This window comes from Collinsella sp. AM15-2, assembly GCF_003471985.1.
Classification (GTDB): Bacteria; Actinomycetota; Coriobacteriia; order Coriobacteriales; family Coriobacteriaceae; genus Collinsella.
In genome coordinates, this window is record NZ_QRKO01000015.1 from 13,605 (window position 1) to 40,093 (window position 26,489).

26 protein-coding genes and 4 tRNA genes are annotated in these 26,489 nt (G+C 57.1%); 27 read left to right on the forward strand and 3 right to left on the reverse strand.

Going from position 1 to position 26,489, the window contains the following annotated elements:
* Positions 1–114: 114 nt before the first annotated feature.
* Positions 115–360: a hypothetical protein gene (locus DW171_RS07240; protein ID WP_118270839.1), complete on the reverse strand. Its 246-nt coding sequence runs from the start codon at positions 358–360 to the stop codon at positions 115–117.
* Between the two features lie 12 nt (positions 361–372).
* Positions 373–891, reverse strand: a complete 519-nt coding sequence (locus DW171_RS07245; RefSeq protein WP_147357350.1) for an IS1 family transposase — start codon at positions 889–891, stop codon at positions 373–375.
* Positions 892–1,125: 234 nt separating this feature from the next.
* Here DW171_RS07245 and DW171_RS07250 point away from each other — a divergent pair, with 234 nt between their 5' ends.
* The 14 genes from DW171_RS07250 (at position 1,126) to DW171_RS07300 (ending at position 14,036) form a co-directional block, all read left to right on the forward strand.
* Complete coding sequence (locus tag DW171_RS07250; protein WP_118270841.1) at positions 1,126–2,031, forward strand: hypothetical protein; 906 nt, start codon at positions 1,126–1,128, stop codon at positions 2,029–2,031.
* Between the two features lie 30 nt (positions 2,032–2,061).
* Complete coding sequence (locus DW171_RS07255) at positions 2,062–2,592, forward strand: hypothetical protein (protein WP_118270842.1); 531 nt, start codon at positions 2,062–2,064, stop codon at positions 2,590–2,592.
* A 304-nt stretch (positions 2,593–2,896) separates the two neighbouring features.
* Positions 2,897–3,991 (forward strand): hypothetical protein, encoded by a 1,095-nt coding sequence (locus DW171_RS07260; RefSeq protein ID WP_118270843.1) that lies wholly within the window; start codon positions 2,897–2,899, stop codon positions 3,989–3,991.
* A 556-nt stretch (positions 3,992–4,547) separates the two neighbouring features.
* Complete coding sequence (locus tag DW171_RS10090; protein ID WP_124786174.1) at positions 4,548–5,051, forward strand: hypothetical protein; 504 nt, start codon at positions 4,548–4,550, stop codon at positions 5,049–5,051.
* Between the two features lies 1 nt (position 5,052).
* On the forward strand, positions 5,053–5,829 hold the full coding sequence (locus DW171_RS07265; protein ID WP_055250181.1) for a DUF1828 domain-containing protein: 777 nt from the start codon (positions 5,053–5,055) through the stop codon (positions 5,827–5,829).
* Between the two features lie 309 nt (positions 5,830–6,138).
* A complete protein-coding gene (locus DW171_RS10395; protein ID WP_255413158.1) occupies positions 6,139–6,264 on the forward strand; it encodes a hypothetical protein in 126 nt (41 codons plus the stop codon).
* A 607-nt stretch (positions 6,265–6,871) separates the two neighbouring features.
* Positions 6,872–7,099: a hypothetical protein gene (locus DW171_RS10240; RefSeq protein ID WP_124786173.1), complete on the forward strand. Its 228-nt coding sequence runs from the start codon at positions 6,872–6,874 to the stop codon at positions 7,097–7,099.
* A gap of 357 nt (positions 7,100–7,456) precedes the next feature.
* Positions 7,457–9,082, forward strand: a complete 1,626-nt coding sequence (locus DW171_RS07270; RefSeq protein ID WP_158548966.1) for a reverse transcriptase domain-containing protein — start codon at positions 7,457–7,459, stop codon at positions 9,080–9,082.
* A 1,155-nt stretch (positions 9,083–10,237) separates the two neighbouring features.
* The gene (locus tag DW171_RS07275) at positions 10,238–10,513 is read left to right on the forward strand and encodes a hypothetical protein (protein ID WP_055250177.1); all 276 of its coding nucleotides are present in this window, start codon (positions 10,238–10,240) and stop codon (positions 10,511–10,513) included.
* Positions 10,514–10,525: 12 nt separating this feature from the next.
* Positions 10,526–10,951: a helix-turn-helix domain-containing protein gene (locus DW171_RS07280; RefSeq protein ID WP_117564777.1), complete on the forward strand. Its 426-nt coding sequence runs from the start codon at positions 10,526–10,528 to the stop codon at positions 10,949–10,951.
* 38 nt (positions 10,952–10,989) lie between these two features.
* Entirely contained in the window at positions 10,990–11,778 is a 789-nt protein-coding gene (locus tag DW171_RS07285) for a DUF3825 domain-containing protein (protein WP_118270844.1), read from the forward strand.
* 138 nt (positions 11,779–11,916) lie between these two features.
* A tRNA-Val gene (locus DW171_RS07290) sits at positions 11,917–11,991 on the forward strand.
* Positions 11,992–12,438: 447 nt separating this feature from the next.
* Complete coding sequence (locus DW171_RS07295; RefSeq protein WP_117564779.1) at positions 12,439–13,596, forward strand: hypothetical protein; 1,158 nt, start codon at positions 12,439–12,441, stop codon at positions 13,594–13,596.
* A gap of 367 nt (positions 13,597–13,963) precedes the next feature.
* Positions 13,964–14,036: transfer RNA gene (locus tag DW171_RS07300), tRNA-Ala, on the forward strand.
* A 209-nt stretch (positions 14,037–14,245) separates the two neighbouring features.
* Here the strand turns inward: DW171_RS07300 and DW171_RS07305 are convergent.
* Positions 14,246–14,321 (reverse strand) — tRNA-Ile (locus DW171_RS07305).
* A 552-nt stretch (positions 14,322–14,873) separates the two neighbouring features.
* On the opposite strand from DW171_RS07305, the gene DW171_RS07310 reads away from it, so the two are divergent.
* From DW171_RS07310 to plsY, 13 genes are all read left to right on the forward strand, one after another.
* A tRNA-Ala gene (locus DW171_RS07310) sits at positions 14,874–14,946 on the forward strand.
* A gap of 75 nt (positions 14,947–15,021) precedes the next feature.
* Complete coding sequence (locus DW171_RS07315; protein ID WP_118270845.1) at positions 15,022–17,055, forward strand: ABC-F family ATP-binding cassette domain-containing protein; 2,034 nt, start codon at positions 15,022–15,024, stop codon at positions 17,053–17,055.
* Positions 17,042–17,338 carry a hypothetical protein gene (locus tag DW171_RS07320; RefSeq protein WP_168170409.1) on the forward strand — a complete coding sequence of 99 codons (297 nt, stop codon included), beginning with the start codon at positions 17,042–17,044 and terminating at the stop codon, positions 17,336–17,338. The genes DW171_RS07315 and DW171_RS07320 overlap by 14 nt, the downstream gene beginning before the upstream one ends.
* A gap of 9 nt (positions 17,339–17,347) precedes the next feature.
* Positions 17,348–18,031, forward strand: coding sequence for a site-2 protease family protein (locus DW171_RS07325; protein ID WP_118270846.1), 684 nt, complete (start codon positions 17,348–17,350; stop codon positions 18,029–18,031).
* Between the two features lie 84 nt (positions 18,032–18,115).
* Complete coding sequence (locus DW171_RS07330) at positions 18,116–18,928, forward strand: ScpA family protein (protein ID WP_118270847.1); 813 nt, start codon at positions 18,116–18,118, stop codon at positions 18,926–18,928.
* Between the two features lie 11 nt (positions 18,929–18,939).
* On the forward strand, positions 18,940–19,668 hold the full coding sequence (gene scpB, locus DW171_RS07335; protein WP_118270848.1) for an SMC-Scp complex subunit ScpB: 729 nt from the start codon (positions 18,940–18,942) through the stop codon (positions 19,666–19,668).
* Positions 19,655–20,629, forward strand: coding sequence for a pseudouridine synthase (locus DW171_RS07340; protein ID WP_118270849.1), 975 nt, complete (start codon positions 19,655–19,657; stop codon positions 20,627–20,629). Before scpB ends, DW171_RS07340 begins: the two co-directional genes overlap by 14 nt.
* 65 nt (positions 20,630–20,694) lie before the next feature.
* The gene (gene cmk / locus DW171_RS07345) at positions 20,695–21,381 is read left to right on the forward strand and encodes a (d)CMP kinase (RefSeq protein WP_117840618.1); all 687 of its coding nucleotides are present in this window, start codon (positions 20,695–20,697) and stop codon (positions 21,379–21,381) included.
* A gap of 3 nt (positions 21,382–21,384) precedes the next feature.
* Positions 21,385–22,113 (forward strand): lysophospholipid acyltransferase family protein, encoded by a 729-nt coding sequence (locus tag DW171_RS07350; RefSeq protein WP_118270850.1) that lies wholly within the window; start codon positions 21,385–21,387, stop codon positions 22,111–22,113.
* A 2-nt stretch (positions 22,114–22,115) separates the two neighbouring features.
* Positions 22,116–23,015, forward strand: coding sequence for a 4-hydroxy-3-methylbut-2-enyl diphosphate reductase (locus tag DW171_RS07355; RefSeq protein ID WP_233539133.1), 900 nt, complete (start codon positions 22,116–22,118; stop codon positions 23,013–23,015).
* 2 nt (positions 23,016–23,017) lie between these two features.
* The gene (locus tag DW171_RS07360) at positions 23,018–24,460 is read left to right on the forward strand and encodes a DUF512 domain-containing protein (protein WP_117654758.1); all 1,443 of its coding nucleotides are present in this window, start codon (positions 23,018–23,020) and stop codon (positions 24,458–24,460) included.
* Between the two features lie 10 nt (positions 24,461–24,470).
* Positions 24,471–25,805: a ribosome biogenesis GTPase Der gene (gene der / locus DW171_RS07365; protein WP_118205687.1), complete on the forward strand. Its 1,335-nt coding sequence runs from the start codon at positions 24,471–24,473 to the stop codon at positions 25,803–25,805.
* The gene (gene plsY, locus DW171_RS07370; RefSeq protein WP_118270851.1) at positions 25,798–26,481 is read left to right on the forward strand and encodes a glycerol-3-phosphate 1-O-acyltransferase PlsY; all 684 of its coding nucleotides are present in this window, start codon (positions 25,798–25,800) and stop codon (positions 26,479–26,481) included. The genes der and plsY overlap by 8 nt, the downstream gene beginning before the upstream one ends.
* Positions 26,482–26,489: the final 8 nt, after the last annotated feature.

Below are 26,489 nucleotides of genomic sequence, written 5' to 3' on the forward strand. Positions count from 1 at the left end.
AGAGCTAGACGTACCAGTCGAGGTAGGCCTGCAGGTTCCTGTGCGACATCCCCGTGAACCGTCACAGGTAGCGCTTGGGCCAGGAGCACAGGCCGTTCACCATCTCCATCCGATTTAGGTATACCGAGTCGTTGACTCGGCCCTATGTGCCTCGCTCTCGAGCCCGCCGTCCCTGACCAGCGCGTTATGCGCCCTCTCCGGGTCGTGGATCAGCAGTGCCCCGGGCGCTATCCTGCCGCCCATGGGCTCCCTCATGCGCGCCGAGCTGGGCTTGCCGTGGCCGCAGACGACCGCGACGAGGTTCTTGCGCAAGTCGATGTCGACGCAGATGCAGAGCATCTGGCGGGATGGGCCGCGCATGCGAGCCTGCCCTTAGCCCTTGGAGGGATCCGTGTTGTTGATGCAGGTCTCGTCCACCCAGACGGTGTCGCGCGGCACGATCCGATCCTGGTAGCCGGACACCGTGGCGAGCACGCGGTGCCGCCACTCGAGGGCGGTCTTGTGGGTGACGCCGCACAGCTCGGCCGCGCACTCGACGGGGACGTTGTGTCGCATGAGCCTGATGAAGAAGACCCAGGTGGCGAGGGGCTTTCGGCAGTGCTCGAGGACGGTGCCGGTGAGGGAGGTGAACCTCCTGCCGCAGGAGCGGCATCGCCATCTCGGGACCCCGGCCGCGGTGGACCCGTCCCTCCAGGCGCCGCGCGCGCCGAAACCCGGGCACTTCGGGTCCGGCCGATAGGGCGCGGCGGCCTCGGCAAGCGTGCCGACGCCGACCTCATCGCGGCAGCGCCTCTCGTCGACGGCTTCTCTGAGCAGCATGAACTCGTCGGCGGCAAGGCCCGCCACGAGCGCCCTGAAGGGGTTCGCTCTTCCCATATGGATCTGTCCCATCCGCCCGAACGCCCACCTGGAGGGATTGTCGCCAAACAAAGATCCGGGTGGGCGCTCGGGCAAATTCTCTGTTTGGCTGGGAAGTTGATAATCAAGGTGGCTGGGAAGAGCATGGCATTCGGGGACCTTGCGGCCCCCGAATCATCAGCTGTTATCTAAACTGTTATCTCATAAGTCCACCAACAGGAATAGAATTGCATCATCATGAATATGGTTGCTTAAGGAGATGCTTTAATGCCCGGATTGTTCGCGATGCACTCACTTGTTGTCTATAGGCTTTGGGCAAATACCTATAGACACAAGGAGGAAAGACTTGATGTCTCGAATTACGGCAACAAACCTTTACTAGACTACATTTTTAGCTTTGTTAATGACAATAACGCGCCGTTTCAAGTAAATGAAGGTGAACGGTTCATTCAGTTCGATTCTTATAGGCAAATAAATGACAGTGTTTTAATCAATCTAAAATCTGGTCGCGCGGGACTTCATGTTGATGTCGTTGACACAAGAACAATGACCGATAGTGGAATTTCCTACACAGAGGAAATGGCCGGTATGGTCCCTTCTAGGCTACTCATTAAATGTACTCCTGGATTAGGCTATGCGCTGATTGGGATTGAATCAGTTCCGAATGGCGGAGGCGCCTCAGTGCCAGTTACAGCACTAAAGAATTATATTGCCAGTCATTCAACAGGAATATCCTTAAAATCAGAACGAGTGCAAGAAAGGTCTGCACTTGACGCATTTACGGGAGTGGAGCAATTCGAACTTCGCCGTTATCGCCCCTCCAAAAACATTGAAGACGGTACCGTGGCAAACGTGGGAACTATGTCATTCATTGCAAAGCATAAAAGAGGCCTTCGCATCCCTCTAGCGACAATTGATATGATTAAAGACAAGAAAGCGGTTGCGGAGTATTTTGGCGTTACGAGCAACTATTCTGGTCGAGAAGAAGTTTTTGCCACGCTAAAGCAACGTGACGGAAAACCTAAAACGTTTATGCTTGATAAGGAATTCGCAGTTCCCATAACTGAAGTATTAAATGAGTCAGGACAGCCGCCACTTTCTGATGATCAGTTTATCGCCGTTTGTCTTGATAGTTTCGCTAGAGCAGAGGATGTTTTCAATAGAGATAAATAGTCTATTACGTTACTCCGGAAGGTCGGTAACATGGGCAAAATTGACTTCTGGCAACTTCTAATCAAATATATTGATACACTCCGCAATTATCAAACTAATAAAATATCGCACGGCGATATATTTGTTCAGCTAATTGTTCCTGCTTTGCTGTCGGTGGCTCTGTTTTTTAATTGGCCTGACGGCTGCATTAACCTTGAAGATTTAATATCTAATCTCATTAGCTGCATCTCTATAATTTCTGGCCTTATGTGTGGTGTTGCGGTACTTCTCTTTCAATTGCGCTTGCAAATGAGCTCTCAAAAAGATCCAAAACCACTCGATCGCGAGTTTACAATGGTTGATGAATCTTTTCATATATCTATGTGGACTGTTTTGGATGGGCTCTTCGTTGTTGGCTTGCTATGTATGGCCCCATTGGCCAAGAGCATCAGTGAACTATTATCGAGAATCTTATTTTGTCTCGCCGCCTTCTTTCTTCTTAACTTTCTATTTGTCACGCTCATGGCTTTAAAGCGAATCAGTGCTGCGTACACGACTTTTTCACGTGGCTGGAAAATGTAGTCACCAAGTCTATGAGCTATCTTAGATAATGCTTTACGAGTCTCACATGCGCAGAAGAATCCAAATCGAATTAGAGCTTTGTAGATGCAGCCAACGATCTCGTTTGTACGCGCGATGATTCACGCACATCGCTTGACATGGCTCCTTCCTTTCACCGATTGGCAAAACGATTTACACCTAATTATTGGCACTTCTCTGGGGCATTTTCTTTGTCTCTGCATTGATCTCACTAAACTAATAACTGCTGCTACCAGGGCATTTTCTGGTGCACATTCTATTGGCTCCTGCGAAGATCGGAGCGGGTATGTTTGCTGCCGAGTCCTACACCAGCCGTCATTACATTGCGATTGTTGCCATGACCTGCCTATGCGTTTTGCTGGGCGTGCCTTCTTATGCCGCGGGCGCGGAGAGCCTCATCATCGCGGGCGCGAAGTACTACGAGCCGGGCGTGTCGGGCCCCGGCTGGGCCTGGACCGATGCCGACCACCTGGAGCTTAACGGCTACGCGGGCGAGGCCATCGGCGCCGAGGGCGACCTGGTGCTGACGCTTGCCGGGCAAAACTCCGTGACGGAGTCGCATGCGCCCGATGCGGACATCACGCTGTGCGGCATGGAGGTGTGGGGCAACCTGACGCTTCGCGGTACCGGGACCTTGACGGCGACGGGCTCGCAGTGCGGGATCCACGTTTCGCAGGCGCTCGTGGTGGACGGCTGCTCTGTCGATGCGCGGGCGGACGGAGCCGATATTACGGACGAGGCGGTCGCCGGCGTGATCGCCGGCAACATGGCCGTGCGCGGCGGCGGGCGCGTCGTTGCCGCTGGCGCCGGGTCCGGAGCGGGCGTGCGCGCCTACGGCGTGTATCTGCAGGACGCGGGCCTTGGCGATGGCGCGGCCGACTGCCGGCTTTCCGTCGAAGCTTCACGGCTTGATGCTACCGGCGCCGATGGCGGCGTTGCGTGCACGGGCGGCTCGCTTGTGTCCGCACGGTTTGTGACGCCTGCTGGCGGTTCCTTTGGTGCTAGTGGTGTGGTGAATGCCGCCGGTGCGGTGGCACCGCATGTGGTGGTTGAGCCCGAGGGCGCCACGCCTCCGGCGGGGGAGACCGACGGGGTCGATGTGCCTGGATGCGGGGCGGGCGAGCCTTCCGCCGATGCTAACCCCGCTGCCGGAGAGCCCACCACAGGGCCCACGACAAATCCGGCGCTGAAACCAGCGGCCGCGACAACCAAGACAACAACGACAGTAACCAAGACCACGGTCGCCAAGACCACTAAGCCCAAGACGGCTACCACGACAACCGCCACGCTCCCCAAGACCGGCGAGAACTGCTGGATCGCCGCGTCCGTGGCGCTTTTGCTGCTGGGGACAGTGCTGCTCGTCGCCGTACGCCGCTGCTGAAACACTAATTTTTCGGAAGTGCGGGGAAAGCAGAACCTGTCGACCGTAACCCGCTATTTATCAACAAAACCACAGGTCGCGAAAGCGTAAAACCGTGGGCTGGTCAGCAGATCTCGGTTTTATCCCGCACTTCCGGAATTGTCTCCATTAGAGGCCAACCAACAGTCGGCGATTGTATCTCATGCAGTCAGTTAGTTAAAATTGGCCATGATTGCGCTTGCCGACATATCATTCACCATCTCACGCGTGCTACCTCGCTACGATATTCACGAGGCTCATGATGATATAATTTCTACCAAAGCATCGTTTGGCTTGGGATGGATTTAGTTCAGTTCCCGAATGAGGGCAGGCTCTTGGGACCGAGAAATTTTTACTCCTGGGTTCAAGCCTTGCAACTGCCGGCGCATCGATACCTTTTGTTATGCCAAAGTGATACACACATAACGAAGAAAGCCCCTGCGGGAAACGCTTCCGCTACATTTTCGAATATCTGTCCCAGCGAGCATCTATCATTGGATGAGATTACTGGGCAATAGCCATAAGGATTGGAACTGCTGTGAATATCTTCAGCTGGAACGACTTGAATCCAACTGCTCGCGAATACATCTTGATGGCCAAAGATGTGCGTGATATGCAATATCGCAAACAATGGCCTACGCCTGGAGGTAAAACGCTAATCGAACTCGTTGCTAACGAGAATAAAGCCCTTAAGTTTTATCTTGATCTTACAGAGAATAAAAGAAGTTCTTCCTTAATCCTTGGACTTTCCGCTGACAGAAAAAGCACCATGCAGACACGCGTATCGGATCGTCCATTAATTCGTCTTGATTATAGTGATAATCCCGAGGTCCTTCGTCACAGAAATCCAGACGGATCGCTGGTCCTTGGTACTCATGTCCATTTTGATATAGACGGATACGGCGCCAAATGGGCTTGTGGCATCCCAGGTCAAAATATTCTGAAACCTCTGAACGACGATTTTGCATCACTCTTTTGGTCATTTCAGGAAACTTGTAATATTACAGACAAGCTTAAAGTAGAGCTATCTCTGGGGGTGTGAGATGAACGTAGATCAGGCTCGAGGCTTTATCAGCGCATACGCCAAGTTCGTAGAGGCAAATATGGTCCCGGTCCAGCAAGGTAATGGCGTCTGCATCTCCACCCCCATGCTCAATCGAAACAACGATTGCATGCGGGTTTATCTGGGTGATGACCCAGCAGGCGGCTATGTCATTTCTGATCTTGGTGAAACCATCAATGATCTTGAATTGTCTGGATTCACCATGAAAGGACAGCGAATCGATAAGCTCAATTCGATTCTTTCTGGCTTTTCGGTAAAGGAAGAAAAAGGCGAACTGTGTATAACGGCTTCCGGATCTGACCTTCCTATGAAGATGAATATGCTTCTTCAGGCTATGGCCTCTGTTGATGATATGTTCTTGTTATCTCAAAGCAGTGTGAGAAACCTCTTCACTGAAGATGTCGGCAATTGGCTGCTTGATAATGAAATCCCTTATGTTCCTGGCCCGTCTTTCCAGGGCCGATCCGGACTTTCGTTTAAATTTGACTATGCAATTGGTAAAAACAAGAGAAGACCCATGCGCCTTATTAAAACGGTAAATAATCCTGGTAAGCAAGGCATTCAAAATGCATTATTTGGATGGGAAGACATTAAGTCGGCACGCAACGATTGCGAAGGAGTCGTTTTTCTCAACTCCACCAACACTAAAGATGGTGTTGTCTCCCCCGAGTCTATCGAAGCTTGCAAAAACTACGGACTTACTCCAATCATTTGGGGCGTCGATCAAGACTCCTATGTTCCCATGCTCGCTGCATAGGCGGTTTAATTTTGAAATGCTCATGCAAGCTGATGAATGGCAATTAGGCATGCCTTGCTACTCATTCCATTCGTCTGTATGCTTTACTCAGTTTTTGTTCGTAAGGCGCGACCAATGAAATCAAAAGAACGACTACCGCGAAGATCTTGGTTGCAGAGCACGACCAATGCAATATAAATAATGCTCGCGAAGATGACGCCTTCAACTGCTTAGGTTGAAGGCGTCTTGATTTACAAGCGGTATCGACTTAACCTGTGCAGCTGAGGGTAATTCGCGTTTTTCCTGCCGGAAGCATACTACGTGCCGAGCGTGTCGGGCCCCGGATGGGCCTGGACCGATGCTGACCACCTGGAGTTTAACGGCTACGTGGCTGAGGCCATCGGCGCAGATGGCGACATGGTGCTGACGTTTACCGGGCAAAACTCCGTGATATAGTCGCATGCGACCGATGCGGTCATCACGCTATGCGACATGGAAGTGTGGGGCAACCAGGCACTTCGCGGTACCGGGACCCTGACGGCGACGAGCCCCCAGTGCATGATAACGTTTCACAGGCGTTCGCGTTGGACGTTGCACCGTCGATGCCTCGTGGCTGGATACGACCGGTGCCGATGGCAGCGTTGCGCGCACGGGCGGCTCGCTTGTGTCTGCGCGGTTTGTGGTGCCTTCCGGCGGGGTCTTTGGTGCTGAGGTGGGTAGATGCTGCCGGGGGCCGTGGCCGCGTATGTGGTGATTGGACCCGTTGTGGCCACGCCACCGGCTGTGTGGAGACCGATGGATGCGGCGCGTGGGTGGCAGGGCGGGCTAGCCTGCTGGCGGTGCCGGTCATGTTGCAGGGCAGCCCGGTGCTTGGTAGTTGACGGACCTCGTAGCGAAGCCCACGAACGCAGCGCCCAAGACAATCACAACGACCAGGCCACGGTGGCCACGTCGTCCAAGCCCAAGACTGCCACCGCGACAACTTTAGCTCTTCTCAAAACCGGCGACAACAACTGGATTACTGCTACCTTTACACTGCTTTTTCCGGGAATAGTGTTTCTAGGTGCAGCATATTATTGCTGAAACACTTTTTGAATTTTCTAGCTTAGGCACCACCAAGTACCGTGAAATGGTACCGCCAATATTGAGCTTAGTCCCCGGTGAATTATTTTTACCTGCGATCCGCCCCAGGGAGCCGCTGTATGTCGACCTTGCATATGTCGACTTTGACCGCGTTGAGCGCGATCCCGCCCATGATTGCATGCGTATTGATTCCGCCGCCGGGTCTTGAGTTCCACTCCCTCTTCTTGAACTATCTGTAGAAGACCGGTGAAGAGGTGCCTCGCCTCGCTTCATTAGCTCAAAATGCATCGACCGTCTATTAGTTGCGAACGATGTTCAATTATCAATGCAGAAGGCACCTTCGGCCTTAGGGGTCATTCCTGTATTCAGGGTTCCTGATTTGACACAGTTACCTAATTTTGAATTTGCATCAAATGGATGACTGGTAAAATACACTTCATAGCCGGTTCGAATTAGCGTTTGCGCATCGCAATCGGATATGTGTTGTTTGCACATTATATTCTGCTACGTGTCTATTAAGTACGACTCTACGGAGGAACCGGCTATCAACTTTAAGGAAAATCTGATGCTCAACGAGCTGCAGTCGAAGACAGATCTGGCAGGGTTTCTTGGCCTGTCTATAGAAAAGCTTGATTTCTTTGTCAATTCATCCTCCATGTATGACCTATACAGAAATAAATTGATTCCTAAAAGAAATGGCGGCTATCGAGAGCTATTAATCCCAAGATCTGATTTAAAAAAGGTTCAACGAATTATCGCTAAAGAGCTAGAAAAAAGCTACAACCCTTTGCCTTGTGTGCACGGTTTTGTAAAGGGTCGATCAATACAAACAAATGCTGAGACCCATATTGGCTCACAAGTAATTGCTGGCATTGATATTAAGGATTTCTTTCCTTCAATCTCATCTAAACGGGTATATGGCCTTCTTGTTTCGAAGAAGTTAGGTCTCACCCCTGAAGTTGCATTCTGCATTTCTAGACTTGTCGCCACACCAAAAGGGCTCCCTCAGGGAGCTCCCTCATCCCCTTTAATTTCGAACATGATTTGCCTTGGCATGGACAAACAGCTTATGCATCTATCGCATGAGTATCATTATCAATACACGCGATATGCCGATGACCTAACGTTCTCTTTTAAAAGCTCTTTTTATTTTTATCGACACTTTTGCTCAGAGGAAAAGCTCAGGTTGCCCAACAAAATACGAAACGCGATCACTGACTTCCATGGAACCGAGTCATTTGAGATCAACGAAGATAAATCGTTTTACAGTTGCAGTTTCTCAAGACAGCTAGTCACGGGCGTTGTCTGTAACCAAAAGACAAATATAAAGCGCGAGCAATATCGGCGACTCCGCTCAACGCTCCACCGACTAAGCAATAGCGACATTGAAGGCGCGATGGGCTGCTATTACGGTAAATCCATCGCTAAACTCACCGACGCAGAGAGAGGGATATTTCAAGCGGCTCTTCGAGGAAGTCTAAATTTTTATAAGTCTCTTATTAAGAATCCCTGGACATCGGGACCGCTCCTGCGTTTAGGCAGCCTCTACAATAAAACGAAACCAGAAGATACGCCTGTTTTCCCAGTCGCACTTCAGCAAGACTCGCTTCTGTATCTAGAAGGAGAGGATGACAAAGAAACCCCGTTTGAGGGTTTAGGGTTTTACTTAACCGGCTACGGCCTTGTGACGGCGTGGCACGTGATATGCGATGCCGTTTCTCATGACATGGAAAGAAGGGAAATAAAAGTATCCAGCTCAGATAAGACCCCGCTTGCTAAATTTAAATTTAGCAAATCGATCGTTCAAGACAACAAGCGCGATGCTGTAATACTACGAGAAGTTCCTCAAGAAATCTTAAAGAAGATCCCCAAGCTTCCAGCAGTCATGGATTTGCCCGTAAAGGGGGATAAGATCTCCGCTTATCAACAGCATTTTTCCGAATCTAGATTCAGCCTTGAATTGCACAGTGGGGATTTGCTCAGGGTCGGAGATCCAAGCGAAGAGGGCACACTTTGTTATACGAATTGCTCATTTCAGCATGGAATGAGTGGTGGGCCAGTGTTTAATGACTTGGGTCAGGTCATTGGCATAGTACATACTGCAACTGAGCAGGGAAAACTTGGCTCTTTCCTTCCTTTAAGGGATTGTATCCGCTCATCCGATGTTTATGGAGAGTGGCAGGTCTTCTAACTAGATTGTCATACATTCTGGCCCAAAACGCTCATCGCGTCAGACTTGAAACAAGGTGTCTGCTGCTTCTACTTAAACGGTGACAATCGGAAAAGCCATAAGGGGGTGCTGAGTTAGATGCTGGAAAACGGGCCAGTCAGGAAGATATAGAGCGGCGGACTGTATAACATTTCGTTCTAGTACGACTCTGAGACCTATGCGGGAAAGCATGAGGGGAGCGGCTTCTCCGGAAAGATAAAGCTCGCGGATTTCGTCGGTCTGGAGACGGGTGCTTTTTATTTAAGGCAGCGTGCGGACCGATGGGCTCTACTCATGTTCATAGATCAGGCAACCATACTTGGGGGTTACGTTCAACTTGATTATGGCATTCAGTTTGCCTACTCAGAGACACGAGAGGACGGAGCCGTTCGCGTAGCTGTCGAACGCCCGGTTGATTTTGGTGTTTACCACGTTGAACCATCTGCCTGCGGTTAGAAGGTTCAACGTCGAAGGATTTACTACTGATGACCTCAATTTCTTGACAGAATTTATTGATAAAACGCCCCGTTTATCTTTGAGCTCGCCGAACAGCAAAAAGTCGGACCAAAGCCTTCGGCGATGATTTCCTGACGTTCTATTGTTAAATGCCCAGTAAGTTGATTACCAAAATTACTGTCGACACCACTCACCCATGCCGACGACATCGTCTGAATTGTCACGCTGTTGGCGCTTCCCTCGTTAATAGCATCGCTTCTTAGGCCACAACTGGCTGTCGAAACTCCCGTTTTCCGAAATTCGGGGAAAATAGGGGCGGCTGAGCACAACCCGATTTTTGGCAACAATACCGTCGGTCGCAGAAGCGTAAATCCGGGGTTTAGTCGGCTGATCTCTGTTTTCCCGCACTTCCGTATACGACCCCTCGATTAAGGTTATATTAACGCGCGGCGATTACTTCCCATGCAATCGGCGGTAAAATCTCGCCATGGTTACGCTCGCCGATATAGCCTCTGCATTCTCTCGCGTGGACCACACCTGCAACGTCGCCGACCTGATCGACGCAGCTCTAAGAACAGAAGAATTATGAAAGGATTCAAACACCGAAGAGCCTGCAGCATCAAAAGTGTCAGACCGGCGAGATCTGTATCGTAGACATCGTTCGAGAGGGGATGACCGAAAATGACCCGCGCCTACAGTGAAGTTTATCTCGAGGACGCTATGAGAACGCTGGGCGAGGCAGTCGATTTTGCCCTCTGCGACCAGGGACTGACTCCGACCGAACTGACGGCGATCTTGTCAAACGCTTTTGAGATGAAACAGTTTGAGCGCGGTATCCCACGCGTTGTCTGCGGCATGTCGGGCGATGAGCTTGTGCGCGAGATCATTGTCCACGCGGGTCTGAAGCCCGTCGAATTCAGGGAGGCCTATCCGTTCGACCGTTCCCCGCAATACTGAGCAGGTTGGGTTTTGGCATACACGCAATGGACGTGCGGCCTAGGTTTTAGCGACCTTTTTGAAGTGGCGCCACTCGATTGGGTTATCGGCTCGTACCATCCGCTTCACGAGGCCTCCGAAGTTAAATTCGCCCAGATAGTCATTGATAAATGGAACAAAGCCCAGGCAGGCAAAAAGGGCCTCAAGGCAGCACGAAAGGCAGCCGGCCTGACCCAAAAGCAGCTGGCCGCCCAATCGGGAGTCAAAATCCGTGCCATACAGCTCTACGAGCAAAACCAACTGGACCTGCGCCGTGCCTCGGTATCCTCGGCATTGGCGCTCGCAAAACCTTACACTGCAGCATCGAAGACCTCGTCTGGCAACCGATCGTTCTTGAGTACGACTCCTGTTGCCACTGTGATGTGCTCCCCGGCATTGCGTCGCGCGTATAGAATCTAAGCATCCGCACGCCAGCTATGAAATGGAATGGACGCCACATGGAAATCCCCAGCACCCTGTGCAGCAATGTGTACGACTTCGCGTTTTGCCCCGAGCCCTGCTACGAACGCCTGGCCGACCTCGCCGACCCCGAGGACTGGGGTCCCGGCAACCGCATCCTCAAAAACTACCTGTCGTTTTCGTTTAGCCGTGCGGTGTTCCTGACCGAGCGCGACGTGGACCAGACCGCGCCGTCCAACCTGCCTTTGGTGTTCGACAACGACCAATGCCTGTTCAACACCGGCCTGTACACGCGTCGCTACGAGACCATCTACGGCCTGTTTGAGCCCAACACCAAGCCCGACGCGCGCCAGCGCTGGTTTTTGAAGGGCTTCTTTAAGGAGAGCGACCCCATGCTGGTCTCGTTTGAGTACCTGCCGTGCCGCGTGCGCTTTGCCGAGGACCCCTCCGAGCTGGTCTTTGACTACCGCTTGCCCATCCGCTCCAACATCGACCACATTCTGGGCGATGAGGAGAACCTTACGCGTATTCCCGCTAGCCTGATGGGGGAGGGCAACTCGCTGCTGCTGCGCCGTGCCTTTGAGGGCGCCGTCGTCGAGGCCGCCCGCCGCGCCGCCGCCAACCACACGCTCGCCGTGCCGCAGTTCTACGGCGGTCGGATCCAACTGCTGCTGCCGCTGTGCCTAACCGGCGACAAGCCCGAACTGGCGCTGACCATCCAGCGCGAGGACGGTTTCTACGCCGCGCGCACCTGCCTCACGCTCGACATGGCATACAACAATGCGCGACTAATCTGTCGCCCCGAGACCTCGTGGATAAAGCGGTAAATGGTGGTTAAGCTGCTGTTTTACCTATTGCTTTGGTTGCTTTGGCTTAGCTAGCATCCACGAATTTAAAATCGGGGGCAAAAAGTTCTTGGTAAACCAGGCGCGGCTATGATAGTATCTCTTTTGCCGAAAGGCGACGGGCGATTGGCTCAGGGGTAGAGCATATCCTTCACACGGATGGGGTCACAAGTTCGAATCTTGTATCGCCCACCATCAAAAGCGCAGGTCAGAGGTGTTAAGCCTCTGGCCTTTTTCTATTTGATACCAAGGGTGACACCAAAAGTGACACCAAATTTTCGATTTTTATTAGCATGGGGTCCTATTTTTTATTGATCGCAAACCCTTCATAGTTCCTACATATTGAATATTATTTTCGTTCGTTGACCAACTATAGAGTGACGTCGTCGAACATTTTGAAAATAGTTCACGCGATCTTTCAATGAATTCTTTGCATGATTCATACGCAATTGTGGAGAAAAAGACCACTGGCTCACAGCTCGTACCAGCACATTCACGCCTCGTGACAACCTTTCAACACATCCCATCCATTTTTTGGTCAGCGTTTGGTCAGCTTCCGGTACTTACCCGCATGATGCCCCAGTAGATAATCGTCCACGACCACAACCGCATGGCCTACGGCCGATACCAAGGGAGGCGCAAATGGACGAAATCGTCTGCGCAAACACCGCATTCCGCTATTGGCGCTGCCCACCGCAGGTGCGCGACCTCTACCCGCGCCTACCCAACTCCGAAGAAGGCTGGCGAGCTCTATCCCAAGCCCCATTCGTAACCGACGTCCTCAAGACCCCGATTATCGCTGTTGCTTCGCCAGGTTATTGCAATCACCACTCGGGATTGCGCTCCACTATTCGCTGGGAAGGGACATCGGATGTCAGCACAACAATCGACACTAATTTAGGCTTTAGTGTTACCAATCCGCTTAACACATTATTTACTATGACACGCTTTGTGTCCCAAATAGATCTCGTACTGGCTATGTACGAACTTTGCGGTTGCTTTTCCGTTTTCGAGCTTGCTCCCGCTGCCGAAATGCAGTTAAAAATGGCGGTAGAGGAGAATCGCAATTCCAGCACGCAGGATCTGTTCGAACTTGGAGAAGGCGAAGACGAGGTTCCTTGGAAACGAGTTTACGCCCGCGCAACCGTAAAGGCCACAGATAAAGAAGGCCAAACGAACAAGCGTGAGGATGGAAGAGAGGTTACGAAACTCAAAGGCACTTCTCTTTGGATGAGAAAGCCGCTCATCGAGCTAAGCGATCTACATCGATTCGCCGACAAGGTCAAAAGTCAAATGTGGGGAAAGCAGTTTTATGATGCCGCTCAGCAGGTTATCGGCATTGCTGCGTCTCCGCTCGAGGTCGCGGGGGTACTGCTTCTAAGTCGTTCTCGACGTCTAGGTGGTTCAGGATTCAGATACGTGTACCTCAACGATTTAACCCCTCTATCCGTGGCAGCCCAAAGCATCGCAGGCCAAAAGGTCTGCTACGGCGACATCGTGATCGTAAACCCAATCCTAATGAAGGCAGTTATTATCGAGATCCAAGGTGAGGTCATTCATGGCTCAGGTGCAATACTTGACCACGATGCGGAGCGCATGACTGCGTTGCAGAGCATGGGATTCGATGTATTCCTGGTGACTCACGATATGCTCAACGATTCAAAGCTGCTAGACACCATAGTCAGAAGTGTCTGCGACCGTTTAGGGATTCGCTATAAAGCCAAAACTGAGGCAATGAAGTGCGCCGAGACGAGACTGCGAGCAAATGTTTTGTGCAACTGGTTGGAAATCGGAAATTAGTCGGCGACAAGGCGCTAGAACTACCTAGTTTGCCTGTTAGTGAAATAATGTCATTTCAAAACTATGCCGGATTACGGGGCTGGACCCGGACTGGCCGTCCATACCCTGCATTTCACGGAATACGCAAGCCGTCTACCTGCGGTTTTGATTTTACCGATTACGGCATGCTCGGGGGTTCCCGGCCTGGCCCCGTAAACCGGCATAGTTTTGAAATCGCCGGGTCGGCGGGAGCGCGATTGGCCCCGGTAATGGGCCTGGCGCCGGCAAGACGGCCGTTGGGCGGATGGCGGCCCGCGCCGCGACTGCGAAATTTTCCAAAAATGTCCTTGCATCGCCGTCCGAGTTCCCGTATAGTACTTTTTCGCACGGGGGCGTAGCTCAGCTGGGAGAGCGCTTGACTGGCAGTCAAGAGGTCAGGGGTTCGATCCCCCTCGTCTCCACCCGAGCATTGAATGAGGCTCCAACGCAAGTTGGGGCCTTTTTTCTTATCTAACGATTGAAGCCATGTGTTGGTTGGGTAGCATCTTGGCGACATTCCCATTGTTAATTACGAATATGAATGTTAATAACTTTACGTCTCTGGATGGCAAAGCTAGTTTGCAGCGCTAACAACAAAGAGGCCGGGCGTAATGCCCGGCCTAAAATACTCTGGTGGGCCCTCCGGGATTCGAACCCAGAACCCAGGGATTATGAGTCCCCTGCGCTAACCGTTGCGCCAAGAGCCCTTATGAACGGTGAATGCAATTCTAATAAAGGCATCTAAGGCCTAATTTCTTCGCTTCACGTCGTGAAATACTACCATGCACGAGCAAGTCGCACAACGCAAGATCAAGTCCAATGCTAAACAACAACCAATCTAGGCGCGTCGCAGAAAAGACGTGTTTTAGAAAAAGTTAAGGCCATTAATTCAGGGCTCAAACACATTTAACCGCGAAATCAAGCTGATGCCATTTCAAAACACCGCCAGTTTACTACGACTGATCGGCGACTCCCGAGCACCGCGTGTTCCCCGTTTGCAAAACCGCAGGTAGGGAGCCCGACGGTTGCGTGAAAAGGCGTGCGTGGTCGAACATTCCTGATTCATCGTAGTAAACCGGCATAGTTCTGAGGCGCAGAGGAGGGGCGGTTCGCAATCGGGTCCGATAATGGGACTGGCGGAGCACGGGAAACCCGGTTGAGCGGGCGGGTCGTGTTTCGCCCGTGCCGGCACGGGCGAAAGTTTTTCCAAAATTGCCCTTGCATCGCCGTCGGAGTTCCCGTATAGTACTTCTTCGCACGGGGGCGTAGCTCAGCTGGGAGAGCGCTTGACTGGCAGTCAAGAGGTCAGGGGTTCGATCCCCCTCGTCTCCACCCGAGCATTGAATGAGGCTCCAACGCAAGTTGGGGCCTTTTTTCATATTGGCACACAAGGTCAAAGGCGGCACCATGATCCTCCTGGTCGACAAGATCGAAAAAAGCTTCGGCGCGCGCGTCCTCTTTAGCGGCGCATCCTTCCAGATCAACCCCGGCGAGCGCTTCGCGCTCGTGGGCCCCAACGGCGCTGGCAAAACCACCATGCTCAAGATCATCATGGGCATCGACAGTCCCGATGCCGGCCAGGTCCAGTACGCCAAGGACTGCCAGGTAGGCTACCTAGAGCAGGAAACTAATCTGGAGCAAAAGGACACCACCATCCTTGCCGAGGTCATGGCCGCCGCCAAGGAAATCCGCCGCATGGGCGAGCGCGCCAACGAGCTGCAGGCCCAGATCACCGAGCTCTCCGATCAGGGCAAGGACGTCGACGCACTCCTCAACGAGTATGGCCAGGTCCAGGACCGCTTTGAGCACCTGGGCGGCTACGAGCTCGAGAGCAACGCCCGCAAGATCCTTTCCGGCCTGGGCTTTAAGGTCACCGACTTTGAGCGCCCGTGCTCCGAGTTCTCGGGTGGCTGGCAGATGCGCATCGCACTCGCCAAGCTATTCCTGCGCCACCCCGACCTGCTGCTTCTGGACGAGCCCACCAACCACCTGGACCTCGAAAGCGTCCAGTGGCTGCGCGGCTTTATCGCCAACTACGACGGCGCCGTCCTCATCGTCAGTCACGACCGTGCCTTCATGGACGCCTGCGTCGACCACGTCGCCGCTCTCGAAAACCGTCGCGTAACCACCTACACCGGCAATTACAGCAGCTACCTCAAGCAGCGCGAGGACAACCTGGAGCAGATGCGCGCCAAGCGCGCCGCCCAGGAGCGCGACATCGCCCACATGCAGGTCTTCGTCGACAAGTTCCGCTACAAGCCCACCAAGGCTGCCCAGGCTCAGGAGCGCATCCGAAAGATCGAGCAGATCAAAAAGGAGCTCGTCATCCTGCCCGAGGGCCACAAGCACATCGACTTTAAGTTCCCCGACCCGCCGCGCTCAGGCGACATGGTCGTGGGCCTGGAGGGCGTGTCCAAGTCCTACGGCAACAAGCACATCTACAGCGATATCGACCTCAAGCTCTACCGCGGCGAGCACGTGGCACTTGTCGGACCCAACGGCGCCGGCAAGTCCACCCTCATGAAGATCCTCGCCGGCCTGGAGCCGCCCACTACCGGCGCCCGCGACCTGGGCACCAACGTGGGCGTGGCCTATTACGCCCAGCACGCGCTCGAAGGCATGACCGAATCCAACACCGTCCTGCAAGAGATCGACACCGTCACGCCCAAGTGGACCGTGCCGCAGCAGCGCAGCCTGCTGGGCGCCTTCCTGTTTAGCGACAACGACGCAATCGAAAAGCAGGTACGCGTCCTCTCCGGCGGTGAAAAGGCGCGTCTGGCCCTGGCAAAGATGCTCGTGGCCCCCGAGGCGCTCCTGTGCCTGGACGAGCCCACCAACCACCTGGACATCGACTCGGTGGACATGCTCGAGAACGCCCTGCAAAACTTCCCCGGTACCATCGTGCTAATCAGCCACGACGAGCACCTGGTACGCGCCGTGGCCAACCGCGTCATCGACATCCGCGACGGACAAGTCACGGTCTACGACGGCGACTACGACTACTACCTCTACAAGCGCGAGGACCTCGCAGCCCGCGCCGCCGCCGAGGCGTCCACGGAGAGCGCGCCGGCCACGACCAAGTCCGCCAAGGCAAGCGCCGCCCAGGCCGACACCCCCGCCGCGGCGCCTAAGCCTGCCGAGGGCAAAAAGACCAAGGAGCAAAAGCGCGCCGAGGCCCAAGCCCGCGCCGCGCTCAATAAAAAGCTCAAGGGCGTGCGCAACCAGCTCAAGAAGATCGAGACGGAGCTCGACAAAAAGCGTGCCCGCTATGACGAGCTTATGGAATTGATGGCAAGCGAAGAGCTTTATGCCGATCAAGACAAGTTCAACGCCGCGCTGGGGGAATATAACGGCCTTAAGCAAGAGCTACCCAAGCTCGAGGACGAATGGCTGGAGCTTTCCACCCAGATCGAAGAGGAGACCGCGCGTGAACTCTCGTAAGGCCGCTGCCGTGGCGATGAGCATCATCGCCATCGCCTGTCGCATCTGCGGCATTTTTATGAGCGCGATGACCGTGCTGCTGTGTTTTAGCGGCCTCACCGCCAAGCTGCAGATCGTGGGCTTTGTCGTCGAGCTTTCGCGCGCCCTGCCGAGCGCCATCGCCGGCTACGGCGTCATCACGTCGCCCTTTGGCGGTGTGTTCCGCTTGGATTACGCCATCGTCGCCGTGATCCTGTTTGTGATCGACTACCTGCTCACGCGCGCCTCGCGTCGCGTCCGCTAGAGGAGCGCCATGTCCAGCAGCTACATCATGAACCTGCTCGCCAGCGCCGTCGCCGTCATCGTGGGCATCGTGATCCACGAGAGCGCACACGCCGCCGCGGCCTGGGCGCTCGGCGACAAGACGGCCCGTTCGCGCGGCCGCGTGTCGCTCAACCCGCTTAACCATATCGACCCGTTTGGCACCATCATCCTGCCGCTGCTCATGCTCGCGGCCGGCGGTCCCGTGTTCGCCTTCGCCAAACCCGTGCCCGTCTACCTCAACAACCTCAAGCACCCCAAGCGTGACGAGGTCCTGGTGAGTGCGGCCGGCCCCGCATCGAACATCGCACTCGCGTGCCTCGCGGCCGCCCTCATGCACGCAACGTACGGCAACCTCTACACCAGCATGTCCTTTGCCGTAGCATCACAGATCATGAACTTCGGCACCACCTTTATCGTGGTCAACCTGTCACTCGCGTTCTTCAACCTCATCCCGATCCCGCCACTCGACGGTTCGTCGATCATCGTGCCCTTCCTCAAAGGCAAGGCGCTCAACAACTACTACCACCTGCAGCAATACGCCATGCCCATCCTCATCATCGTGCTGTACCTGCTGCCTATGTGGACCGGCATCGACGTGATCGGCCGCTATTTCGACGTTACCGTGTATCCGCTTGCTGAGCAGCTGCTCAACTTCGCAATCGCCGGCATCTAAGGTAAACTTACAGGTCGACCGTGCAAAACGGTCGTAATATGCACCCAAACCGCGCCGCGAAGGCGCCGTCAAAGGAGGTCGAAGATGTCGTATCGCGTGTCGACGCAGGTCTACAGCGGACCGTTCGACCTGCTGCTGCAGCTGGTAACCCGCCAAAAAGTAGATATCGGCGCCATCTCCATCAGCGAGGTGGCCGAGCAGTACCTTGCCGAGGCCGAGCGCATCGAGGCGCTGGACCTGGACGTGGCGAGCGACTTTTTGTTGGTCGCAGCAACCCTTTTGGACATCAAGGCCGCCTCCTTGGTGCCGCAGGAGGCCCCGCGCAAAGCCGATGACGACGATGACGAGTTCGACGAAGACCTCGAGGAGCTCAGCACGCTCGACGGCGACGCCCTGCGCGAGGTCCTGATCCAGCGCCTGATTGCCTACAAGCAGTTTAAAGGCGCGGCTGCGGCCCTCGGTGCCCGCATGCAGGCCGAAAGCCGCATGCACCCGCGTGTGGCCGGCCCCGACCCCGAGTTTTTGGGGCTCATGCCCGACTACCTGGCTGGCATCACCCTGCGCGGCCTGGCCGTCATCTGTGCCGACCTGGACGGCAAGCGACAGACCTTTCTGCTGGAGGCCGAGCACGTGGCGCCGCATCGCGTGCCGCTCGACCTGACCGTGGCCTCAGTCGACCGCTTTACCATGGCGCACCAAACCTGCACCTTCCGTGAGCTGCTGGACGGCGACGCCACCACCGAGCAGCTCGTCGTCACCTTTTTGGCCATGCTGGAGCTCGCCAAGCGTGGCTCGCTCACGCTGAGCCAGGACGAGATTTTCGGAACCATTCAAATCAACCGCGTCGAGGGCGCCCAGGCTTACGTGCCCGGCGATGGCCCCGAGCTCACCGAATAGGAGCGGCAACCATGTCAACCCTTTCCACGCTGGAGGCAAACAGCCTCAAAGGCGCCCTCGAGGCGCTGCTGCTGGTGTCGAGCGACCCGGTGAGTGCGCCCGCGCTTGCCGGCGCACTGGATATCGCCCCCGGCGAGTGCGCATCGCTGCTCGCCGAGCTCAAGGTTGAGTACGAGGAGGCCAACCGTGGCTTTCAGCTGCGCGAGGTCGCCGGCGGCTGGCGCCTGTTCACACACCCTGCCTACCACGATGTGGTCGAGGCTTACGTGCTGAGCTGGGACACGCAAAAGCTGTCGCAGGCGGCGCTCGAGACCCTGGCCGTCATCGCCTACCACCAGCCCGTCACGCGCGAGGTGGTCAAGGGCATCCGCGGCGTCAACTCCGACGGCGTCATCGCGTCGCTCGTGGACAAGGGCCTGGTGCGCGAGCTCGGTCGCGACCCCGAGCGCGGTCAGGCCATCATCTACGGCACGACCAATGCCTTCTTGGAAAAGTTCGGCCTGCGCTCCACCCGAGACCTGCCCGATCTGGAGCAGTTTGCTCCCGACGAGCAATCGCGCCAGTTTATCCGCGAGCGCCTGAGCGGCCGCAGCATTCAGTCCACGCTCGAAGAGCAGGCTGAGGATCTGGACGAAGAGCGCGAACTGATCGATACCGATGTTGAAGATGTTGAGGCAGTCGAGGACTTGGAAGCCCTAGTCGTCGACGAGACCTCGGAGGATATACATGACGAGGACTAACGACGCAGGGGAGACGCGCGTCGGCGCTGCGGTGCCCAACGCGGATACGCACGAGTCCGACGCCCAGCCCGTCTACCCGCACACCATGCGCCTACAGCGCTTTTTGGCGCGCGCGGGCGTGGCGAGCCGCCGCGGTTCGGAGGACCTGATGACCGCCGGCCGCGTGACCGTCAACGGCGAGGTCGCGACCGAACTGGGCACCAAGGTCGACGTCGATCGCGACCATGTCGAGGTCGACGGCATGCTCGTCACGCTCAACCAAGGCGCCGCGTACCTGATGCTCTACAAGCCGACCGGCTACCTCACCACCATGAGCGATCCGCAGGAGCGCCCTTGCGTGGCCGACCTGGTCCCGCGCGATCGCTTTCCGGGGCTCTTCCCGGTGGGTCGCCTGGACCGCGACACCACGGGTCTTTTGCTCTTTACCACCGACGGCGACCTATCGCAGGATCTGCTGCACCCCAGCAAGCATGTTTACAAGACCTACCAGGCGCTCGTGGACGGCAACCTGACCGATCGCGACTTAGAACCACTCCGTCGCGGCATCGAGCTCGATGACGGCCTGTGCCAACCGGCGATCTGCCGCGTCATCAACGCGCGCGAGGCAGAGGCCGTGGCTCCGCAAGGCGTAAAGCCCGGCACCACCGCCGTGGAGGTCATCATCCGCGAGGGGCGCAAGAACCAGGTCAAGCGCATGCTGAGCAAGATTCACCACCCGGTGATCCGCCTGCACCGCTGCAACTTTGCCGGCCTGGAGCTCAAGGATGTGGCCAAGGGCTCGTGGCGCGAGCTCACCGACCGCGAGGTGCAGATCCTCAAAGACGGCGGTATCCCGCCCAAGCAGGCCAGCTCCAAGCGCAGCGCCGCGCCGGCGACCAACACCGCGAGTCGCACGCGTCACCACGGTAGCCACGGCTCCGCGCCCAAGCGCAACACCTACCGCGAGCGCTACACGAGCTAGGCAATCGCAAAGCCCCAGCGCCCGCGTCCCATACCAGCACGTCAACCACCGAAAGGAAGCATTGCATGATCGTCGCCATCGACGGCCCCGCCGGTTCCGGCAAGTCCACCATCGCCAAGGAGATTGCCCGCCAGCTGGGCTTTAACAAGCTCGACACGGGCGCCATGTATCGCGCCGTCACCTTCGCCGCGCTCGACCGCGGCATCGACCTGGACGACGAGGCGGCCATTGACACCCTCGCCGAGCAAATCGAGATCCGCTTTACCAACGGCACCGGCGAGGACACGCGCCTGACCATCGACGGCAAGGACGCATCGGCCGCCATTCGCACCCCGCAGGTCGACGCCAACGTGTCCAAGGTCTCGGCCTACCCGGGCGTGCGCGCCGCCATGCTCATCCACCAGCGCCGCGCCGCCGAGGACCGCGATATCGTCGCCGAGGGTCGCGACATCGGAACCGTCGTGTTCCCCAACGCACAGGTCAAGGTCTTCCTGACTGCCGACCCGCGCGAGCGTGCCCGTCGCCGTGTGCTGCAGCGCCACCAAAACGACGCCCAGCCGCTCACCGAAGAGCAGCTTGAGGCCGAGGTCGACGAGACCCTCGACGCCCTCAAGCAGCGCGATAAGCTCGACAGCAGCCGCGAGGTCGCGCCGCTCGTTCCCGCCGAGGACGCGGTACATGTCGACTCCACCGCCCACACCATCGACGAGGTCGTCTCGATCATCGAGGACCTCATCAACCAAAGGAGGTAGCCCATGCGCCTGTTTAAGCAGACGCCCGAGGATTACTACAACGCCCCCTACGCCGAGTTCCCGGCGCTCATCCGCGGCACCGTCGCCGTGGTCATGGGCATCCTGTGGGTCTTCTCCAAGCTCATGTGGCGTTGGAAGGTCGAGGACAGCGACCTGCTGTTTGAGCGCCAGGAAGGCCGCGGCAGCGTGGTCATCTGCAACCACACATCGATGGCCGAGCTCCTAGCTGTGGAGACGGCGCTGTTCTTTGGCGGCCGCCGCATTCGCCCCATTTTTAAGTCCGAGTTTGCGAAGAGCAAGATCGTGCGCTGGGCCTTTAGCCGCGTGGGCGGCATTCCCGTCGAGCGCGGCACCGCCGACATGAAGTGCCTGCGTGCCGCCCAGCATGCGCTGCAGCGCGGTGAGGACGTCCTGATCTTCCCCGAGGGTACGCGCATCCGCTCGCGCGAGATCAAGCCCGAAGTCCACGGCGGCTTTGCGCTCATCGCCCAGATGGGTAAGGCACCCGTCAACCCGCTCGCCATCTGCGGCTGGTCCGATATTACGCCTGCGGGCAAAAAGATCATGCGCCCCAAAAAGTGCTGGATCCGCGCCGGCAAGTCAATTTCGCTTTCCGACGCGCCTGCCGAGCTCAAGCGCAAGGATCGCCTAGCCTGGTTTGAGTCCGAAGCCATGAGTCGCGTCTACGCCATGCGTGATGACCTGTGCGCCGAGCACCCGGGCAGGTTCTAGCCATGGACGAGGAAGTCATGAACACCGCCGAGGCTGTGCCCGGCAAGGCAGACGCCCCCACTATCGAAATCGCTGCCCACGCCGGCACCTGCTACGGCGTACAGCGTGCGCTCGATATGGCGCTGGCCGCTGCGCCGCAGGCAGGGGAGTGCACTCAGGTCCATACCTTGGGTCCGCTCATCCATAACCCGATCGTGGTACGCGAGCTCGCCGAGGCAGGCGTCGGTCTGGCCGACACCTTGGACGACGCCACGTCGGGCACTGTGATCATCCGCGCCCACGGCGTGGTGCCGCAGGTCATTGATGCCGCTCGCGAGCGTGGCCTTAACGTCGTCGACGCCACCTGCCCCTACGTGAAGAAGGTCCACGTGGCGGCCGAGCGCCTGGTGCGCGAGGGCTACCGCGTGATCGTCGTGGGCGAGCCGGGCCACCCCGAAGTCGAGGGCATCCTGGGCCACGCCGGCGATGACGCGCAGGTCGTGAGCTGCGCTGCCGATGCGGACGCGCTGTCGCTCAAGGGTAAAGTGGGCTTGGTTGTGCAGACCACCCAGACTGCGCAGAACTTGGCCGAGGTCGTGGCTGCTATCACCCCGCGCGTGCAGGAGCTGCGCGTGATCAACACCATCTGCGCCGCCACGAGTGAGCGTCAACAGGCAGCAGCCACACTTGCCAACCGCTGCGACTGCATGGTCATCGTGGGCGGCAAGAACTCGGGCAACACCCGCCGCCTGGCGCAGATTTGCGCAGACGCCTGCGAGCGCACGCATCACATCGAGGAAGCTTCCGAGCTCCAGGCCGCGTGGTTTGCCGACGCTCACCACATCGGCATCACCGCCGGAGCCTCCACCCCGCAAGAACACATCGAACGCGCCGTCACGCGCATCAAGGAGCTTTGCCGCTAACCATGGACCAGACCGTACCCGCATACGCCGCCGAGGTGGCCGATTACGGGCGCAGCCGCGACCCCGAGCCGGGTGAGGGCGCGCTCGTCAAGAACGTGCGTCCCGAATCGCCCGCGTGGGATGTGGGTATCGAGCCGGGCATGCGCGTGCTCACGGTCAACGGTGAGCAGCTTACCGACATGATTGTGTGGCTCTGGGAGGCCGACGATGATACCGTCGAGCTCGAGGTTTTCGACCCGCGCGACGGCACCGTCACCCCCGTCGAGCTCGACCGCTTTCCCGGCGAGGATTGGGGTTTGGAGTTCGATGGCCCCATCTTCGACGGCATGCGTACCTGCGTCAACGCCTGCGTGTTCTGCTTTATGACCATGCTCCCCAAGGGCGGCCGCTCCACGCTCTATATTCGCGACGACGACTATCGCCTAAGCTTTTTGCAAGGCAACTTTGTCACGCTTACGAACCTCACCGACGAGGACGTGCAAAACGTCATCCAGCGCAACATGAGTCCCATGAACGTGTCGGTCCACGCTGTGAGCCCCGACGTCCGCCGTCGTATGATGGGCCGTAACGCTCAGCGAGGCATGGACGTACTCGAGACCATCATGGCCGCCGGCATCGAGATTCACGCGCAGATTGTGCTGTGCCCCGGCATGAACGACGGCGAGGAGCTGGAAAAGACCCTGCGCTTTTGCGAGGAGCACGAGCAAATCACAAGCCTGGGCATCGTGCCGCTCGGCTTTACCAAGCATCAGAACCGTTTTAGCTGGTCCTACAGCGACAAGCCCGAGCTGGCGCGCGAGACCATTGCCATGATCCGTCCCTACCAGGACCGTGCCTTCGAGCGCTTTGGCCGCCACACCTTCCAGATGAGCGACGAGTTCTATCTGGACGCCGGCATCGATCCTCCCGAGGCGGACTTTTACGACGGTTACCCGCAGTACTACGACGGCATCGGCATGATCCGCTCGTATCTAGACGAGACCGACGACGTGCTTGCCGCCGATACCGAGCGTCTGGCCCGCGTCCGCGAGGCCATCGCCGCCCGCAGCCAGCACCTGCTGTGCCTCTCGGGCGCCAGCGCACGCGACACGGTGGCCCGCTTTGTGGAGTCGCCCCAGGGACTCGCCGGCACTGTCACGGCCATCAAGAACCGCTACTTTGGCGGCAACGTGGACGTGACCGGCCTCATCGTCGCCTGCGACATCTTGGAGCAGCTACCCCAAGACCTGTCGGGGGTTATGCTCTTTGTGCCTAAGCTCATGTTCAACGCTGACGGCATGACGCTTGACGAGTATCATCGTGACGATCTACTCGCAAGCCTTACCAGTCGCGGCGCCGAGGTTCATGTGGTATCGACCATGCCGCATGAGCTGCTCGATACCCTGGAGCATATCCTTGGCATTGTGCCTGCCGACTCTACTAATTCCGCTGACCCTACCCATTAAAGGAGAGCAGATGAAACCTATCGTCGCCGTCGTCGGACGCCCCAACGTGGGCAAGTCCACGCTCGTTAACCGCCTGGCCCAGACCTCGGACGCCATCGTCCACGAGTCCCGCGGCGTCACGCGCGACCGCTCGTATCACACGGCCGATTGGAACGGCCGCGAGTTCACCATCGTCGACACGGGCGGTATCGAGCCGCTCAAGAGCGACGATGTCTTTGCAACGTCCATCCGCGACCAGGCGCTCGCCGCCGCCGAGGAAGCCGCCGTCATCCTGTTTGTGGTCGACGGCCGCACCGGTGTCACCGAGGAGGACGAGTCGGTCGCCCGCATGCTCAAGCGCTGCGACAAGCCGGTCTTTCTGCTGGTGAACAAGCTCGACAACCCCGATCGCGAGAACGACAGCATCTGGGAGTTCTATTCGCTCGGCATCGGCGAGCCCACGCCACTCTCGGCCCTGCATGGCCATGGCACGGGCGACCTGCTCGACGATATCGTGGCCCTGCTTCCGGAAGAAGAGGACGAGATCGCCGACGAGTTCCCCGATGCGCTGAACGTGGCCATCATCGGCCGCCCCAACGCCGGTAAGTCCTCGCTGTTCAACCGCATCCTGGGCGCCGACCGCTCCATCGTCTCGAACATCGCCGGCACAACGCGCGACGCCATCGACACGGTCGTCGAGCGCAACGGCAAGCACTACCGCATGGTCGATACCGCGGGCATCCGTAAGAAGAGCACCGTGTACGAAAACATCGAGTACTACTCCATGGTCCGTGGCCTGCGCGCCATCGACCGCGCCGACGTGGCGCTACTCGTCGTCGACGCCTCCGTGGGCGTCACCGAGCAGGACCAAAAGGTCATGGGCTTGGCCATCGAGCGCGGCTGCGCCATCGTGGTGCTGCTCAACAAGTGGGACCTGCTCGACGACGACCGCAAGCGCGAGGCCTGCATGGAGACCGTCGACCGCCGTCTGGGCGTCATGGCTCCCTGGGCCCAGTATCTGCGCATCTCGGCCCTGACCGGCCGCAGCGTGGAGAAGATCTGGGCAATGGTCGACGCCGCCGAAAAGACGCGCTCGCAGAAGATCAGCACCTCGCGCCTCAACACGTTCCTCACCGACCTGCGCGAGTTCGGTCATACCGTGGTGGACGGCAAGCGCCGCCTGCGCATGCACTACGTGACCCAGACGGGCGTCAACCCGCCGACGTTCACGTTCTTCGTCAACCATAGCGATCTGGTCAACGACACCTACCAGCGCTACGTGGAGAACCGCATGCGCTCGACCTTCGATTTTGCCGGCACGCCCATTCGACTCTTCTTTAGGAAGAAGGAGCAAAAGGATGCATAATCCGATTCTGCTGACCGCCATCTGCGCCGTGGTCTCGTTCTTTATCGGAGCGATTCCGTTTGGCCTGATCCTGGGCCGCGTGTTTAACCACACCGACATCCGCAAGGCGGGCTCCGGCAACATCGGCACCACCAACGCGCTGCGCGTGGCCGGCCCCAAGGTGGCCGCGCTCACGCTGCTGCTCGACTGCTTGAAGGGCGCCATCTGCGTCCTTATCGCGCGCCCGCTCATCGCGAGCGTGGGCTATGGCTTCCCCGTGAGCATCATGGCCCCCGGCGCCGCCGGCGACTGGATGCTTGGCGTCGTCTGCCTGGCAGCCGTGTGGGGCCATATCTTCTCGCCCTACCTTAACTTCCATGGCGGCAAGGGTATCGCAGTTGGTCTGGGTGTCATCCTCGCCTGGTACTGGCCTATTGGCCTGTCGCTGCTGGGCATGTTTATCGTAGCCGTCGCCATCACCAAGTATGTGTCAGTGGGTTCGCTTGCCGCAGCCATCGGACTTCCTATCGCTGCTTGCGCGGTCTTTCCGTACAGCAGCCTAGGCCTCAAGTTCTGCATGGCGATGATCGGCATCACCGTGGTGTGGGCCCATCGCTCGAATATCCAAAAGCTCATGGCCGGTAAGGAGTCCAAGCTCTCGTTTACCAAGCGCGTCACCGAGCCCGACGATAAGTAGGAGAGAGT